The organism is Rossellomorea sp. SC111, from assembly GCF_024733565.1.
In the GTDB taxonomy this organism is placed as follows: domain Bacteria; phylum Bacillota; class Bacilli; order Bacillales; family Bacillaceae_B; genus Rossellomorea.
In genome coordinates, this window is sequence record NZ_JANIOC010000020.1 from 1 (window position 1) to 16,196 (window position 16,196).

The following is a 16,196-nucleotide window of genomic DNA, read 5'->3' on the forward strand; positions in this document are numbered from 1 at the left end:
GGCTCCGCAGGCAAGATTCGAACTTGCGACCGATCGGTTAACAGCCGATAGCTCTACCACTGAGCTACTGCGGAACGTGAAGTATTCTTACGCTTACTCGTCTTATCGACTCTTTAGATTATAATGACTCATCGATTTCTTGTCAACTACTTTCAGGCACTTTTCCCACAAGAAAAACACCTCTTACAATTACCCTTTTTCAATCACGACTTCCTTTACGAGGCGAAGTTTTCCATTACAGCGACCACACACATATTTCCCTGTATTGATTTTTCTTTTTCTTTCGAAATTCAGACCGCACTGAGAACAGACATAGTGTAACACCCGTCTCCTCCTGTTTACACTTGGCAATGAAGAACAATGCCTTGGTCCCCCGACATGTTTGAGCAGGCTTTTAAAGTCCTGATCCCCGTGTTTGTATCCTCTTCCTTCAATATGCAAGTGGTAATGACATAACTCATGCTTTATAATTCCGATCAGTTCTTCCATTCCATGCTCGTCCAGATATCTTCGATTAATATCGATATCATGGCTGCCCAACATATATCTTCCACCGGTGCTGCGTAGTCTTGGGTTGAAATACGCCTTATGTTGAAATGGCTTGCGGAATGATTGAATTGAAATTCTTTCAACTAATTGCTGCAGCTCAGCATTTGTCATACAAATCCTTCTTTCTTAATTAGAACATGACAACCCATTATAGCATACACTAGGTATCACCCTTATTGTTTTAAACTGACAAACTACCCGGAGAGGGACCGTTTTCAATTTAGCGGCACCTTCAAAGGGATAAGGAGGTTCAACGATGCCAAATTGGCTTGTCAATCAATTGAGAAAAGCTTATCTTGAGAAAGATCGATACCAGATCAAACTCCTTAATCAATGTTGGAATTTTTACAGAAAGAAGAACTGCTCTTAATGAATTCCAGCGTATATAAAAAAGAGCTGACCTCCAGATAGCTCACTATCATTCAGTCAGCTCCTATTCATTTCTTAATTAACCATTGTCAGTGCGACCCTGCCTTTTTGGACATCTACACTATCAACCCAAACGGTCACAACGTCCCCGACTGAAACCACATCTAAAGGATGCTTCACGAAACCATTTTTCAGCTTTGATATATGGACAAGCCCATCTTGTTTCACACCAATGTCAATAAAGGCACCAAAATCGACTACATTTCGAACGGTTCCTTGTAACTCCATTCCTTCCGATAGATCTTCAAGCTTCAGAACATCTTTCTTCAGTAACGGTTTAGGAAACTCATCCCTGGGATCTCGACCAGGTCTAATCAGTGAATCGATAATATCCTTCAAGGTCAATTTCCCTATTTCCAACTCTTCACACACTTCATCTATATTCAATTGTTCCAAAGACTGTTTGAGTTTATCTGACCCGATATCATTTACACTCATCCCCACGTTAGAAAGGAGATTCTTTACATCGTTATAATTCTCAGGGTGAATGGAAGTCCTATCAAGCACCTCTTTCCCATCCATTATCCTCAGGAAGCCGATACATTGTTCGAACGTTTTCGCGCCAAGTCTTGGAATTTTTTTTAATTGTGCCCTGGAAAGAAACTTTCCTTCTTCCTCCCGCTTTTTCACGATATTGTTGGCCACTGTTTTAGAAAGTCCTGCTACATATTGCAATAAGGAGGAGGAGGCGGTATTTACATTCACACCCACCTGGTTTACAGCCGTTTCCACTACAAAAGTTAGCGATTCGTTCAACTTCTTCTGGGAAACATCGTGTTGATATTGTCCGACCCCTACTGATTTAGGATCGATTTTCACTAATTCAGCTAATGGATCCTGTAATCTCCGAGCAATGGAGACAGCACTTCTTTCTTCTACTTGAAGGTCCGGGAACTCTTCTCTCGCCACGTCCGATGCAGAGTATACGCTTGCCCCCGCTTCGTTTACTATTAAATAAGAAATATTCCCGCCTACTTCTTTTAATAAATCAACAACAAATTGTTCGGTTTCTCTCGACGCAGTTCCATTACCAATCGCAACAACCTCAATCGAATAGTTCGTCAAAATCGATTTAAAAGCGTCTTCCGCCTTGTTTCGTTGAGATTGAGATGTATGTGGATAGATCACATTGATATCGAGGGTTTTCCCTGTATCATCAATGACAGCAAGCTTACAGCCAGTCCGAAATGCAGGATCGACACCCAATACCATCTTCCCTTTCATTGGAGGTTGGAGCAATAATTTACGCAAGTTTTCAGAGAAAATATGAATGGCTTGATCTTCCGCTTTGTCTGTTAACTCATTGCGGATTTCTCTTTCCACTGATGGCTGGATGAGCCTTTTATAACTATCCTCCACTGCTTCTTTCACAAGGGGTACGGAAATGGAGTGGATATTCTTTATGACCTGCTTTTCCAAATAGTTTTGAATACCTTCTGTATCTGGCTGGATGTTCACTTTGAGAATGTCTTCCTTTTCCCCTCTATTCATTGCCAGGACACGATGGGGGACAACTTTATGAATGGGTTCCTGATAGGAGTAATACATTTCAAACACTTTTTTTTCGTCTAACTCTTCTTTTTTTACCTTTGATTCAATTAATCCTTTACGGAATGTATATTTTCTTATGTAATCCCGGTAAGAGGCTTCATCAGAAATATATTCAGCAATGATGTCCCGGGCTCCACCCAGGGCTTCTTCGACTGTTGTTACTTCATTCTCTTCAGAGATGTAGTTTGAAGCTTCACCAGTAAGGTCTCCTTTTATTGGGAAGGTAAGAATCCATTCGGCCAAGGGCTCCAAGCCTTTTTCTTTTGCTACGGTTGCTTTGGTACGCCTCTTTTGTTTATATGGTCGATATAAATCTTCCACCATTTGCAGCTTATCCGCTTTTTGAATGGACCGGGTTAATTCTTCCGTTAACTTCCCCTGTTCTTCTATCAGACGGATGACTTCTTCTTTTCGCTGCTCTAGATTCTGAAGATAATTCCATTTATCCATAATATTACGAATCTGGACTTCATCCAGTGCGCCAGTTTGCTCTTTTCGATAGCGTGCGATGAAAGGAACTGTATTCCCTTCCTCCAGAAGTGAAATGACGTTTTTTACATTCTTTATTGATAAGTTCAATTCTTTTGATACTTGATGAAGTAATGGTTCTTGCTTTGTCAATGTTGCAGCCAATTGTATTACCTCCATATATAGGATTCTCATTTATTTTACCATATCTGTCTGTGGGGATTGAAACGCTGACGACCTAGGTGATAGATGGATCGCTTGACTAAATAGCTGGTAATGGTTGAGTTTTGCTCCAGGTGCCCGCTTTCCTTTGGGCGGAAATTGGACTTATAAACAAAAAAACTTACCCTAAGCCTGTTAGAGTAAGTTTCCAATGATATATGTTGTATCATCTGAAGTGCCGTCTACTAAGGATTGAATATCACCTAGCGCCCCATGAAGGGTCGGATATCTTTGAAGGATATTCTTTACGCCGGAAATGCTCAATCCATCTGAATGAATGAGAAATCTTGAGTTGGTATTATAATGAAAACGTTGGGTTTTATACGTTTGAGGCCTTCCGGAGAGATAGCCTGTGACAGGTAAGGGATAGGTCATCTTACCTTCTGGTGCATACATATAAAAACGGATATTACCTACACAACTATACACAAATTCTTTGGAATGATAATATGCTTTAATAATCGCCACAGCAGCTCCACGTTTTTTCTGAAGGACATCATTGCAAAGACTCATAAGGGTCTCAACATCTTCATGATGATTTTTTTCAACAATCTCAACGACAGCATGTGACGATTCATAGGCATACTTACCACTGCCTAAACCATCGGCCAGGGCACAGATAAAGTAATCGTTTGTGGAAGTATAGAAATAACTATCACCACAAAAGGGATTCCCATTTTTCGATACTTGCTCTGCATAAAGCTCTATCTCATTTTGTTGAAGATAAGCCATTAATAACGACTCTCCGGATCGTTCATCTCTTCTTGGATGGCTTCCCGAAGCTTTTTAATCGCTCTTCTTTGCAGGCGGGAAACATGCATTTGTGAAATACCGAGCTTTTCCCCAGCTTCTTTTTGGCTTAGATTTTCTAAATAAGTGTGTTGTATAATAGCTTTTTCCCTGTCGGAAAGGACATGAAGGACTTTCTCCAGAACGAGTCGCTGATTTACCTTTTCATAACCTTCATCCTGATCTCCTACGATATCCAGTATCGTTACCGTACTTCCTTCTGAATCTGCCTCTATTGAGTGATCCACAGACAAAGCCTGATAACTCCTGCCCATTTCCATCGCTTCCAGAACCTCTTCTTCACTTACTTCCAGGTACTCAGCAATTTCATGAACCTGGGGAGAGCGTTCCAATTTATTTGTTAACTCTTCAACCGTCGATTTAATTTTCGGGCCAAGTTCCTTTATTCTACGGGGAACATGGACACTCCACGTCTTATCCCTTAAAAACCTTTTAATCTCTCCGATGATGGTGGGAATCGCAAAGGCTTCGAATGATCTGCCGAACGATTCATCGTACCTCCTGATTGCACCAAGCAGTCCAATCATCCCTACCTGGATAATATCCTCATGAAAAGACCTGCCCTTTGAATATTTCCTCGCAATGGATTCAACAAGGTTCTGATAGTGCAAAATGAGCTGGCTTTGGGCATCATCATCCTGGGTTTCCTGATAATCCTTGATCCACTTGAGTACTTTTTCTTTTTGAGCCTGCTGGTTAGGTTGAGATAGTTTTTTCATCCCTCTCCACCTGCTCCCCTGATAGGAATTTAGTCATGAAGACTGTCACTCCCTCCTTGTGATGCACTTTTACATCATCCATAAGGCTCTCAATAAGGTAAAGGCCTAAACCACCTTCTCTTAAGAACTCAACGGAATGATCGGCATGATAAGGACCAACAGCACTGCGGATTTCTTTGAAATCAAAACTTTCTCCGTGATCAGCCACCATCACTTCAAGACGATCCTCGTACAATGCGAATCCGACCACAACTTCTCCGTCATTGTCTTTATACGCATGCTGAACCGCATTAGTGATCGCTTCACTTGTGGCAATCTTCAAATCCTCAATTGCATCATAATCAAACCCCATACGACTTGCAATTCCCGAAAGCGTCAAACGAATGACCCCGACATATTCCGGCTTAGCGGGGATCTTCATCTCGATGTAATCAAAAGCTTGCATCATTCCACTCCACCTTCTACTTTGGAATTGATATTCATAATATCCCCTAAACCTGTAATATCAAACAACCTTTGCAAACGGTCAGATAGTCCGATTAGATTAAGCTGCCCACCACGGGCCTTAACTGTTTTAAACAGACCGACGAACACTCCGAGCCCCGTACTATCCATGTATGACACTTCGGAAAGATCGACTGTAATATCTTTATTGTCAGCTTCAGCAGACGGCTGAAGGGTTTCTTTAAGCTTTGGAGCTGTATATGCATCAATTTCACCGGCTACTTTAACGAGCAGCTCGTTTTCTTTTTCTTTCATATCTATTGATAAGTTCATAAAAAGACCACCTTTTTGGCAACATTATAATACGACTCTATTCATTTACCCTATTTGCGATAAAAATAAACAACATTATGAATTTCTTTTTATGATGATTAAGGTGAAATCGTCCCTAAGCTCAAAGTGCTGGAGTTTCTCAAGCTGCTTATACACATTATTGATGATCTCCTGAGTAGGGAGATGTGCATACCGGCTGATTAACTGGACCAGATCCTCCCTCTCGATGAAACCTTCTTCCGTACGACATTCTGTTACTCCGTCGGAAAGGAGGATGATCATATCCCCCACTTCCACACGTCTTTCGTATTGTCTGTACTTCGCCTTTTTATCGACACCCAATAGAAGGCCTTTGGCATCAAGGTCCTCATATTCATTGGTTGACGCTCTATAAAAAAAGCCGGGTTCGTGCCCAGCTGATGAGTATGAAAAAAGATGTTTCTCAGAGTTATACACGCCGTAGAACATGGTTATGAACATACTGGCGTCCACGTTTTGTTCGACTACTCTATTCAAGCTTTCCAAAACCGCATTCGGTTCATTACGATACTCCGGTAAACTATCCATCGCATATTTAATCATGGACATACAAAGAGCCGCTGGTATGCCCTTCCCTATTACGTCCGCAATGGCCACACTTACACTGTCATTTTCATCCTGGACAAAGTGGTAGTAATCACCGTTCATCTTCTTTGCAGGTACACTCACCGCACCAATATCCAGCCCTTCGATTGAAGGGATTACGGTCCCGAGAAGGGTTTGCTGCATATTGGATGCCACATCTATTTCATTATTCAATTCCTGTTGTTTCGTTCTCAAGCTTTGATGTTCACGATAGGCAAAACCATAACCTATCATGACTTCCAAGAGGATATCGAAAGAATGCAACACCTGATGCGGTATGTTTGGCTCCATTTCCAGGATGACATTCTTATGGAGACTGATGATTTCTTCCGGTGATACGTTATGCTCAATTGATTTACGACTGAATTTCTGTCCCAAATAAAGAGCTTTCTCATCTTGGTCGTTTAGATAGTGCTCAATAATTTCTCTATATTTTGAATCCATCAATTCTCTGAAATTCATAATAACTCCCCCTAGCGGAGCCACTTGGTCGCCCTTATATCTGTCCCTTCACCCGGTACAGATTCGACGTTAAATTCGTCCATTAAACGCTTAACTCCAGGCAAACCTGCTCCTAATCCGCCTGATGTGGAATATCCATCTTCCATTACTTTTCTGATATCGGCAATGCCAGGGCCTTCATCTAATGCGATGATGCGCACACCCTTTTTACCGGCGTCGAATAATTTTTCAATACAAATCTGACCATAGCCAGCATATAAATAGATGTTCCTTGCTAATTCGCTGATAGCCGTAGTGATACGAGCTTGGTCAACTGTGCCGAATCCGAGCTCTTTCGCTACATTCCTCCCTAACTGGCGGGCAGCAACGATGTCCCATTCATTCGTGATCTTCACGCAGGATTGGCTATCCATACCTAGTCCCCCAGTTCCAATTGTAATTTCTCCAGACCTTTTTCCAGATCAAGAGCGGTTAGGACATCCTCTAACCTGATCCCCAGCTCGATCAACGTAATCGCTACAGCAGGCTGGATGCCTGTAATGACAACTTTTGCCCCCATCAGCCTGGACATGTTGATCACATCCCCAAGTACTTTAGCGATGAATGAATCTATAAAATCGATGGAAGTAATATCGATTACTACTCCTCTTGCACTCGTTTCGTGAATCTTCTGCAGAAGATCTTCTTGAAATTGAAGGGCAGTTTGATCATCCAGCTCCCACTGAATGGAAATCAACAAACAATCATGCAGCTTTAAAATTGGTATTCTCACTCTAATCCCTCCGCCGAAACTATTTTTCGATTTGTCATTTCAAGAGCCTTTTCGATTCCTTTTCGGAGCGTACTGTTTGTACTGAACTGATTAAGATCGATTCCTAAATTAACGATGGTCTGAGCGATTTCGGGTCTGATACCCACGAGCATACACTTCGCCCCCACCAAACGCACGGCTTCTGCAGCCTGGATGATATGATGGGCAACCATGGTATCCACGACCGGTACTCCGGTAATGTCAATCAGTACGACTTCCGCCCTATGCTTTACCACACCGTTTAAAAGGTTTTCCATGATCAAACGGGCCCGTTCAGTATCTATTGTACCCACAAGAGGCATGATGGAAATCTTTTCGAATACCGGTATGAGTGGTGCTGATAATTCCTGTAATGCTATCTTCTGAAGAGAAACCGTTCTTTCCCATGATTCTGTATAAGCTTTAACCACTTTGTTGTACATTGGTGTCAGCCATTGATCGAATTTCTCAACCTGAGCAGCGTGATTTTCATCTGTGATCAGTTGGTCATTCGTCATACCTTCGTAAACCACTTTACCAAATGTACCTAAAGCTGTTGTCACAAATGTAAGTGGCCATCCTAACCTGACAACCTTTTCAGCGAAATCTTCCAAGCGGCTATTGAATTCTTTGGAATCTCTTAAGTTTGAAGCAATCATTTCAACAAACTCATGGCTTGTCTTAGTGAAAACCTGATCTGAAACGACTTGAAGAAACTTCTCATCCGCTTCATTCCTCATCCGTTCCATCCAAATACTAGTGATTTCTGATTTATTGTCGTGAATATAATCCGTGACTTCACTAAACATTTAGTTCTCTCCATTCTATCATATGAAATTTATCCTCAGTATTTATGGCGATTGATGTAACCCAATCTTAAAGTAGTTTACAACCATGAACGAAAAATGACGTAATTACTTTAATAGTAACAAATAAATATATAAAAGAAAAAAACTATGCCTTTTCGGGTATTTTTATTTCTTTCCTTTCCCATTATAAATTGTTTGCCTTGTTTTGTCATAAAATTGTCTATTTTTCCATTATCCAGTTTCTTCTTTCACGATAAAATCGGGCTTCAAAGGGTATTGGAAATAAAAAAAGCAAAACAAAAAGGCTCAATGATCAAGCTTTTGTTGATCAGCAAGCCTTCTGGTTTGCAGTAATATTGTCTCTATAGCATACGTGATAATGGATTCACACGAAGGACGGACTCATGAGTCAAAACTGGATCAGACCCACACTGATCTGCAGGGCGTCGTCCACTTTCTCCATCATCTCATCATCCAAATGTGTAATCTTATCGGTAAGACGTTGTTTATCAATTGTTCGAATCTGTTCAAGCAAGATAACGGAATCACGTTCAAAGCCATAACGTTTTGCATCAATTTCAACATGAGTAGGCAGTTTTGCTTTTTGAATTTGTGCGGTAATGGCAGCTACAATAATTGTGGGACTAAACCTGTTCCCTATATCGTTTTGAATAACAAGCACCGGCCGAACTCCGCCTTGTTCTGAACCTACAACAGGAGAAAGGTCTGCAAAATATACGTCACCACGCTTTACAATCAAAGGATTAACCTCCGCTTACTAAGCGTTCGACTGTATGTTCTGCCTCATATTCTGCTTGAATCGCTTCTGAAGCGATTGCCAGATTAATCTTCGCCATTTCCATATAGCCGCGTCTCATAGATTCACGTAATTGTCTCTTCTTACGCTCTCTTAAATACATTTTGGTTGCACGATAAATAAACTCATTGCGATTCACATTTTCTTGATCTGCAAAGCCGTCTAATTCTGTAACGAGCTGTTGCGGTAGACGAATTAAGATTTCTGTTGTTGCGCTGGATTCAGACACAAACTACACCTCCACCAATCACTACATACCGTTTCTGTTCATTAACATATTTATCATACCATCAAACACAGGGAATGAAAAGTTAATTTATCAATCTCTTCTATTATCCACCAGTTAGAATACTATTTATTCATTAAACGGGGCGTTATTTTCCTGTTGACCGTCCATACCTGTCGATAAGAGCTTATTCGACACTTCCGTCACTTCCCCGTTCCGGATGTAAATGCGCGGCACTCTTGTCGAGATGATGCAAGGGATCTCATAGTTGATGGTATCAAGCTTTCGGGCGATTTCATCCATCGTTATGGCGCCTTCATCCTGCTTGCCGATCAACGTGACACGGGTTCCGATCGGCAGGGATTCAGGTAGGCGGATCATACATTGATCCATACAGATCCTTCCAACAATTGGAACTCTCTTTCCGTCCACTAATACGTCCTGACCCTGTAATTTCCGCAGCCAGCCATCAGCATATCCAATCGGAATCGTCCCGATCCACTCCGATTCGCCCGTTTCATACGTAGCTCCATAACTGACTTTTTCCCCGGCTGCGAGTTCCTTTGTATGAATGAGTCTGGAATGAAGGGAAAAGACTTCCTTCAACGGAAATGGAAGTTCCGGTTTCATCTCAATCGATGGTGTGAGACCATACATGGCGATCCCCACCCGGACGGCATTAAAAAGGGTGTTCGTTTTCCTTAGAGTAGCAGCACTATTGGAAGAATGGATATATGCAGGAAGTGTTTCCAGTTGTTCAAGCATATACTCGAAGCGCCCCAATTGCTCGTCAAGATAGTCATCATTCAGTTCATCCGCCGTAGCAAAATGGGTAAAGATCCCCTCAAGCTTGAATTGGGGATGGAAACAGATATATTCCTCGATACCCTTTAATTCTTCGGAGGTGCGAACGCCTATCCTCCCCATACCGGTATCACACTTGATGTGGAGGTTTAAATGATCTTCTTTCGACAACTGTCTTTCAGCTTCCACAAGCCACTCCTTATGGAAGACCGTTAATGAAATGTCCAATTGAGAAGCAATCTTCACATCTTTTGGCCGTGTCGCCCCCAGGACAAGAATCGGAGCGGTGATGCCTCCCCTTCTCAAAGAAATCGCTTCATCCAGGAATGCAACGGCCAATCCATGCGCCCCTGCAGCGAGGGCAGTGAGAGATGTTTGAACATCCCCGTGTCCGTATGCATTTGCCTTTACAACGGCAAATACATTAACGTCATCCGGGATATGCCCTTTAATATTTTTTACATTTTCATATAAATGATCCAAATTGATTTCAGCCCATGTATCTCGAAAAAAATGCGTCTGGGTTTCCACTCTGTTCACTTCCTCATATCGTTACACAAAACATTGTCATTCTATTCAAGAATACCATGTATTATTCATATTATCATTGATTGTGGTGAATAGATTTTGGATTTTTAGCAGGAAGGAACACATCGACATGGGGTTTAATGGGAAAATGGGGCGATTTATGATTGGAGAGGGGACTTTGCGGTCAATTTGTGGTGGGAATTGCTTTATAACATGAAGAGGCGACCCTGATAGGACCGCCCCGATCATAAATATTATTTCACCATTGAACCTTGCACCGATTGTGCCACCATGACCATTTCGGAAGGAGTCAGGTCATTTGAAGCAAGCATATAATCCACACCATTATTCGTCCATCTGATGGATTGATTTGTCATGGCCGCTACAGTGAAACCGAGATCCACCAATTCCCCCTTAAGGGATGTAGACACGGTCATCGTAGGGACTACAGTCGTCTTTTCTTGAACGATCGTAAAGGATTTTTCACCATCATAGGTTAAGATGACTCGTTTCCCTGTATCCGTCGCCACTTCTTTTTCTTCTATTAATTCAGTACCGGTGATTTCTGACATCGGGTAAAGAACGGTGAATTCCGTATCTTCTACTGCAGCTGTTACTGGAACCTCAAGCCGTGCACCGGTCATATTTTTCTTCATATCGAAATCTTTTTTATCGAACGCGGCTTTCATGTCCATCTTTGAAAATTCCACTTTTACAAGCGGGTTTTGATCTGAATCCATGACATTTACAGAAGCAGGCGTCAGGTCTTTTTTGTTGAAAGCAATCTCCTGTGTAGGAAGCATCTGACTGTTCTGGTAACGTGTTTTCGTCGTGAAGACATAGTGACTCTTCGTTTCTTTGAAGGTCGCATCTTTGTCTTCTAACACATCTTTGACCAGGGATTCATACAAGTATGCCTGACTGCTGTTTTCTGGCCAGTTGCTTTGGAAGCGGAAGCTTTTATTCAGAGCCGGTGTCAGGACGAAGACTCCCTCATCATTACGCAGGATCATTTGGCTTTGATCTTTCGTAGCATTCTTTAAAGCTACACGATAATAATTAGGGTCATTATGCCATACTTCTACATCATAGGTTTGCGGTTCTTCTCCCACCTGCAGGGTCATCTTTGCATCTGCTTTGTACCCCTTCATATCTTCTACTTTTGCCTTAAGGTCCTTGGTTACATCTTCTTTCGATTGTTCTCCGCAAGCAGCGAGTGCAAGCACTGCCAACACGGCCATCACTAATATCACTAGCTTTTTCTTCATTTTTTCAACCCCTTTTGTCCCAGGATAAACGTAATTGAGAGAGGGGAAGGCCACCTGTCAAAGAATGGACGATCCTTGAAAGAATGCCCGGTTCCATTCGCCAACGAACCGCGATTGTTAAACAACTGGCCTTGTCTCTCCTATTGCACTACTGAATATATGAGACAACCTGAGGGATTATGCTAGTGAAGATGACAAGCATGAAATTTAATTACGCTTCAATGACGACCTGGGCTGCCGCAAACTCCCTGCTGTGAGTGATGGATAGATGGGCCTGGGTTCCTTCCGGTTTTGAAAAATAAGGCTTGCCGTTCCCGTCCTTACTGATTTCAATATCCCGAAACGAAAGCACCGTCCCGATCCCGGTCCCGTTTGCTTTGGCATAAGCTTCTTTAGCCGCAAAACGCCCAGCCACATACTCAATCCTGCGCCCTTCACTCAAAGAAAAGAACGTATCCTCTTCTCTTTCCGTGAGGATCCTCTTCACGAACTTCGGCTGCCGACCCAATAATTCCCGGATGCGTCCGATCTCTACAATATCCAACCCTATTCCTTTTATCATATGCGACTCCCCTTCTACTCTTGTCCTGTCCTGCATATTTTAATAATAAACTCTACTCGTGATTTTCATCATTTTCTTATACTATAGTACTAACGGTTATTTTTATGGGACGAAACAAGCCCATTTAGGAGGATACACTATGTTTGTACGAACGGAAAGTTTTTCTCAATTTCTACGATACTATCCTATTATCTCCCTGATCGTATTGATTCATATCGTCTTATACACCGTCAGCGCCCTTCCGATCTTCCCTCAATTGTGGGTGTACGAACAACTCGCTGGTGTGAATGTATTCATAAGGGAAGGGGAATGGTGGAGACTGATCACTCCGATCTTCGTGCATATGGGGTTTGCCCATCTATTATTCAACTCGTTTTCTCTTGTCCTATTCGGGCCGCCTCTGGAAAAACACCTTGGAAAAGCAAAGTTCCTTGCCCTTTACTTAGCATGTGGTGTATTTGCCAATATCATTACCTACCTGATCAAGCCGCTTACCTATAGCCACGTCGGTGCATCTGGGGCCATCTTCGGGCTATTCGGCTTCTATATTGCCATGATCGTCCTGAAAAATCATTTCATCACCAGAGAAAGCAGGCAAATCATCCTTCCCATCGTGATCATCGGGGTCGTCATGACCTTTATGCAATCAGGCATTAACATCACCGCTCATATCTTCGGATTGATCGCGGGATTTGTCATCGGATGGATATCGGGCAGGAAATAAGAAACATGCAAGAAGCGGCCAGGATCAACTGGCCGCTTCTTTATTTTATATACTATGGGAGAACCAGGAGGCAATCCTTTTCAGATCTTCTTTCTTAAGGTCTCTCACCTGGCTTGCATAACCCGCTGCTCCTGATTTTACCGTAGTCGTCAAACTCCCCAATCCTTTTCTCGACTGAAACCAGCTCTCTTTCGTATCAAGGGACTGAATCCGATTTTTCTTCATATACATCGTATTTTTCAATACCCCTCGATACCGCAAAGATAATTGTCCCCCATCGATTCTGAATCCACCTGCTCGGTATTGATAGTATCCGAGTACACCAAGAGGCAGGATCAAGAGGGCTGCCCAAAGACCGTACGGCCAGAAGAAATAGCTGGCAGCAGCGACAGGAACCAGCACCCAGGCAGATTGTCTGAACACATATCTTCTCATGGAACGGCCCGGCAGTCCGTTAAAATCATCTTGGAGGATATATTCAGGAAACAATCCATTTAACAACTCCGGTACCCTTTCCTTCTTTATGATCGGGAATAATTTAATACTCGCACTGTCTTTCTCTAAAACAGATCCACCTGCGTTCTCAATATGCACTGTGCAATACCCAATCAGCTGCCTGATGGGATTTTCCACGATCCGGATCCCTTGAACCCGGTTTAACGGGACCGTCATCTGCTTCTTTTCAAGCAGTCCTCTCGTTATGACGATATGATCATCCACTATTCTGATCTTAAAATCGCCATAAATGATAAACGTCCACACGATTGAGAGGAGCCATGCAAGGATCAGCCCTAAAAATACCGTCAATGCAACAATGAACACGCCACTTTTTATAAACACGGCCACTTCTTCATATACATCTTTATATGGAATGAGTTCATTAAATTGCGATAAAAATAACGCAACCCCCGAAATAATGACCCCTACTCCTCCCGAGGTTGCTGCTAGAACCCAGATGTCTTTGGTTCCAAGGGTGAAAAATGGTTCACCTTCTTGAATTGGAGCCTGCTCTAGAGAAGAATCCTCCGTCACGCTCTGACCCTTCTTCTCCCGATAAATCATCTGTTCTAACTCCAGCGCTTCCTCTTTTGAAATCGCGGTCAGTTCAGCTTCCGACTCTCTGGCATTTGAAGAGCCCGCTGTTTCGACCTTCACCTTTACAAGCCCAAAGGGACGGTGTAAAACACCTTCCGAGAAGTTCAGACTCTGGATCCGTTCAATCGGGATATACCGCTTCTTTTTCACAAACAGCCCATACTCTATCCTCAGTTCGCCTTCTTCAAGCCGATAGGTAAAACGGAGCCACTTAATAATTCCGAAAACAAGAACGATGACAAGGACAGCAGCCATGGAAAGAAGGGGCAAATAGTCCCAAAATCCATTCTTCTCCCCCCGATTGTTTATGACAAACAAAAATACGAATGGAACAATCAAATCTTTCAGCTGTTTAACAAAACTCGCCACTGCCGATATTGGATGAAGCCTTTTATGTTCAGACATCATCTTCCGCCACCCTCGCCAGCTGCGATATCGAATTCCTCAGGTCATCCGCTTCTTCCATGTCCAAAGCAGGAATCTCGTGGACGGTTGCTGCAGTGGATATGGTAATCGACGATAGCCCGTATCTTTTTAAGATCGGCCCCTGCACTGTATCAACATGCTGAACTCTCACCATCGGAACCAGGGTCCGTTTCACAATCAGGATTCCCCTCTGCAATTCAATTTCCTGTTCCCTCACTTCATACCGCCACCTCTTCCATTTGATGGTCGGAAGTAAAAACACGAATACATATGTAAAAAGGATTAACACAACGACTGATATTGCGGTCACCCATTGGGACCAGTCAAATATAAAAGTCAAAACTATGGCTCCCACTGCCAAGGCAGCCACGATCAACGATTCCAATACCCCGTATATTTTCCAAACTTTCAAAGCCAATGGCGATATTCTCTTTTGCGGTTCCCCAATCATTCAAATCCCCCTTCTCTCTTTACTAAATCTTACAGTAAATATACGTTTTGGAACAGAGATGGTTTCAGATTGTTGGGAGAATAAAATTTCATTACACCTACTTCACTATAAAAGAACTTTTATCAACCCATTCAATACCTTCCATTCCTTGCAGGTCCTCTACTAGCTTGAACAACGCATCGTCCTTTCTCTTCGCTTCGATCATACAATCAATTTCATCTACTGAACCTCTGATTCCATGTAAAAAGTCGATGAACATCCCGGGATCGATGAAATCAGCATGAGCCTTGTATTCTTCCAGGGACCGTGGACTGGATATATGCATTTTCACCGGCAACAGGGAGTGACTCCATGTCCCGACCACTCTTTCCCAATCCAGGAGCCAATCCCTTTCGTTATAGGCAAGATGGTGATGATAATCAAACACAAGTGGGATGCCAAGTTTCTCACACAAATATAGGGCATCCGCTGCACTGAACACCGTGTCATCATTCTCAAGAATGATCATCCGCTGAAGAGATACCGGCGTCAGCCCCCAATTATGTATAAATTGTTCAAGGGCCTTTTCTTTATCCTCATAAGCTCCACCTACATGTAAAACACAGCGATGGGTCGGATCAATTCCCATCCCCTTCAACAAAGCCTCATGCATCTTAAGCGTCTTCAACGTATTTTTCAGAACATCGACATCACTGGAATTCAGCAGAACAAAGTGATCAGGATGAAAACCCACCCTCATTGGATGAAGCTTCAGGTACTCTTCTATCGCTCCTAGCTCTTCCTTTAACGGAGAAATGAAATCCCATCCCTTCAATTCAGGATGATTCGCAAGGGGGATCAACTTTGAACTGAAGCGGAAGAAATGGATTTCATTCAGGACATTATGCTTTAAAAGCCTAAGGCAGTTTTGTAAATTGGACCGGGCAATCCGCTCTAATTTATGAATTGCTGCCTCCCTATCCTTTATGCCTGCGAACTGCTTATAGGTCATCGTTTGGGAGGGGGAAGCATTTTGAAGGTTCATGCTCATGGCTACATAGCCGAGTTTTACGAGTGTCATGGATAGGACTCCTTTTTTTGGATTA

20 protein-coding genes and 1 tRNA gene are annotated in these 16,196 nt (G+C 42.6%); 2 read left to right on the forward strand and 19 right to left on the reverse strand.

Annotated features, from left to right (window positions below):
* Window positions 1-2: 2 nt before the first annotated feature.
* Window positions 3-74 (reverse strand) — tRNA-Asn (locus NQ095_RS19980).
* A 115-nt stretch (window positions 75-189) separates the two neighbouring features.
* Window positions 190-660 carry a SprT family protein gene (locus NQ095_RS19985; protein ID WP_258265189.1) on the reverse strand — a complete coding sequence of 157 codons (471 nt, stop codon included), beginning with the start codon at window positions 658-660 and terminating at the stop codon, window positions 190-192.
* Window positions 661-805: 145 nt separating this feature from the next.
* Between NQ095_RS19985 and cmpA the strand changes: the two genes are divergently transcribed.
* Window positions 806-919, forward strand: coding sequence for a cortex morphogenetic protein CmpA (gene cmpA, locus NQ095_RS19990; protein WP_094075192.1), 114 nt, complete (start codon window positions 806-808; stop codon window positions 917-919).
* A gap of 74 nt (window positions 920-993) precedes the next feature.
* Here cmpA and NQ095_RS19995 read toward each other — a convergent pair whose 3' ends face one another.
* The 14 genes from NQ095_RS19995 to acpS form a co-directional block, all read right to left on the reverse strand.
* Window positions 994-3,177, reverse strand: a complete 2,184-nt coding sequence (locus tag NQ095_RS19995) for a Tex family protein (protein WP_258265190.1) — start codon at window positions 3,175-3,177, stop codon at window positions 994-996.
* A 177-nt stretch (window positions 3,178-3,354) separates the two neighbouring features.
* A complete protein-coding gene (locus NQ095_RS20000) occupies window positions 3,355-3,951 on the reverse strand; it encodes a PP2C family serine/threonine-protein phosphatase (RefSeq protein WP_258265191.1) in 597 nt (198 codons plus the stop codon).
* Window positions 3,951-4,748, reverse strand: coding sequence for an RNA polymerase sigma factor SigB (gene sigB, locus NQ095_RS20005; RefSeq protein WP_258265192.1), 798 nt, complete (start codon window positions 4,746-4,748; stop codon window positions 3,951-3,953). The genes NQ095_RS20000 and sigB overlap by 1 nt, the downstream gene beginning before the upstream one ends.
* Window positions 4,726-5,193 carry an anti-sigma B factor RsbW gene (gene rsbW / locus NQ095_RS20010; protein WP_044340442.1) on the reverse strand — a complete coding sequence of 156 codons (468 nt, stop codon included), beginning with the start codon at window positions 5,191-5,193 and terminating at the stop codon, window positions 4,726-4,728. The genes sigB and rsbW overlap by 23 nt, the downstream gene beginning before the upstream one ends.
* Entirely contained in the window at window positions 5,193-5,525 is a 333-nt protein-coding gene (locus NQ095_RS20015; RefSeq protein WP_098351067.1) for an anti-sigma factor antagonist, read from the reverse strand. Before NQ095_RS20015 ends, rsbW begins: the two co-directional genes overlap by 1 nt.
* 75 nt (window positions 5,526-5,600) lie before the next feature.
* Complete coding sequence (locus tag NQ095_RS20020) at window positions 5,601-6,611, reverse strand: PP2C family protein-serine/threonine phosphatase (RefSeq protein ID WP_258265193.1); 1,011 nt, start codon at window positions 6,609-6,611, stop codon at window positions 5,601-5,603.
* An 11-nt stretch (window positions 6,612-6,622) separates the two neighbouring features.
* Window positions 6,623-7,024 carry an anti-sigma regulatory factor gene (locus NQ095_RS20025; RefSeq protein ID WP_034763056.1) on the reverse strand — a complete coding sequence of 134 codons (402 nt, stop codon included), beginning with the start codon at window positions 7,022-7,024 and terminating at the stop codon, window positions 6,623-6,625.
* Between the two features lie 2 nt (window positions 7,025-7,026).
* Window positions 7,027-7,383 carry an STAS domain-containing protein gene (locus NQ095_RS20030; protein ID WP_034763058.1) on the reverse strand — a complete coding sequence of 119 codons (357 nt, stop codon included), beginning with the start codon at window positions 7,381-7,383 and terminating at the stop codon, window positions 7,027-7,029.
* A complete protein-coding gene (locus tag NQ095_RS20035; protein ID WP_258265194.1) occupies window positions 7,380-8,210 on the reverse strand; it encodes an RsbT co-antagonist protein RsbRA in 831 nt (276 codons plus the stop codon). The genes NQ095_RS20030 and NQ095_RS20035 overlap by 4 nt, the downstream gene beginning before the upstream one ends.
* Before the next feature lie 409 nt (window positions 8,211-8,619).
* Window positions 8,620-8,970, reverse strand: coding sequence for a type II toxin-antitoxin system endoribonuclease NdoA (gene ndoA / locus NQ095_RS20040; RefSeq protein ID WP_034763063.1), 351 nt, complete (start codon window positions 8,968-8,970; stop codon window positions 8,620-8,622).
* Window positions 8,971-8,974: 4 nt separating this feature from the next.
* On the reverse strand, window positions 8,975-9,256 hold the full coding sequence (locus NQ095_RS20045; protein ID WP_032085355.1) for a CopG family ribbon-helix-helix protein: 282 nt from the start codon (window positions 9,254-9,256) through the stop codon (window positions 8,975-8,977).
* 126 nt (window positions 9,257-9,382) lie between these two features.
* Window positions 9,383-10,588 carry an alanine racemase gene (gene alr / locus NQ095_RS20050; protein ID WP_258265195.1) on the reverse strand — a complete coding sequence of 402 codons (1,206 nt, stop codon included), beginning with the start codon at window positions 10,586-10,588 and terminating at the stop codon, window positions 9,383-9,385.
* Window positions 10,589-10,839: 251 nt separating this feature from the next.
* Window positions 10,840-11,853 carry a LolA family protein gene (locus NQ095_RS20055; protein WP_258265196.1) on the reverse strand — a complete coding sequence of 338 codons (1,014 nt, stop codon included), beginning with the start codon at window positions 11,851-11,853 and terminating at the stop codon, window positions 10,840-10,842.
* 211 nt (window positions 11,854-12,064) lie between these two features.
* Entirely contained in the window at window positions 12,065-12,415 is a 351-nt protein-coding gene (gene acpS / locus NQ095_RS20060; RefSeq protein ID WP_258265197.1) for a holo-ACP synthase, read from the reverse strand.
* A 139-nt stretch (window positions 12,416-12,554) separates the two neighbouring features.
* Between acpS and NQ095_RS20065 the strand changes: the two genes are divergently transcribed.
* Window positions 12,555-13,139, forward strand: coding sequence for a rhomboid family intramembrane serine protease (locus tag NQ095_RS20065; RefSeq protein ID WP_258265198.1), 585 nt, complete (start codon window positions 12,555-12,557; stop codon window positions 13,137-13,139).
* Window positions 13,140-13,184: 45 nt separating this feature from the next.
* Here the strand turns inward: NQ095_RS20065 and NQ095_RS20070 are convergent, their stop codons facing one another.
* The 3 genes from NQ095_RS20070 to uvsE form a co-directional block, all read right to left on the reverse strand.
* Window positions 13,185-14,642 (reverse strand): PH domain-containing protein, encoded by a 1,458-nt coding sequence (locus tag NQ095_RS20070; protein WP_258265199.1) that lies wholly within the window; start codon window positions 14,640-14,642, stop codon window positions 13,185-13,187.
* Window positions 14,632-15,111: a PH domain-containing protein gene (locus NQ095_RS20075; RefSeq protein ID WP_258265200.1), complete on the reverse strand. Its 480-nt coding sequence runs from the start codon at window positions 15,109-15,111 to the stop codon at window positions 14,632-14,634. The genes NQ095_RS20070 and NQ095_RS20075 overlap by 11 nt, the downstream gene beginning before the upstream one ends.
* 97 nt (window positions 15,112-15,208) lie before the next feature.
* Window positions 15,209-16,171, reverse strand: a complete 963-nt coding sequence (uvsE, locus tag NQ095_RS20080; RefSeq protein WP_258265201.1) for a UV DNA damage repair endonuclease UvsE — start codon at window positions 16,169-16,171, stop codon at window positions 15,209-15,211.
* Window positions 16,172-16,196 lie beyond the last annotated feature (25 nt).